Annotated in this window: 1 protein-coding gene; it reads left to right on the top strand. The window is 54.1% G+C overall.

What is annotated here, in order from left to right; translation table 11 throughout:
• Positions 1 to 257, top strand: a 257-nt coding sequence (locus tag ACFZPT_RS26775; RefSeq protein WP_379559143.1) for a sigma 54-interacting transcriptional regulator, incomplete at both ends; no start/stop codon positions are given.

The raw sequence follows: 257 nt of genomic DNA, 5'->3' as shown, positions 1-257 counted from the left end.
CAGAATCATCAGCGCCACCCATCGCAACCTGTCAGAACGTGTGGCCATCGATAGCTTCCGCGAAGATCTTTACTATCGTCTCAACGGCGTTGAAATTAACCTGCCACCCTTACGTGAACGTAGCGACAAAGCGCAATTGCTGGCGTTTTTGCTTGCGAATGTAGCGCCAGGACAGGTTGTGGCGCTTGAGGAAAAGGCGCATAACGCTTTGCTCGACTACGCCTGGCCTGGCAACGTTCGGCAATTGCGCAACGTCC

Origin of the sequence: Pseudomonas sp. MD330_10 (genome assembly GCF_042610415.1) — a bacterium.
Lineage (GTDB): Bacteria > Pseudomonadota > Gammaproteobacteria > Pseudomonadales > Pseudomonadaceae > Aquipseudomonas > Aquipseudomonas rhodesiae.
This window is presented reverse-complemented; position numbering and strand designations above follow the sequence as displayed.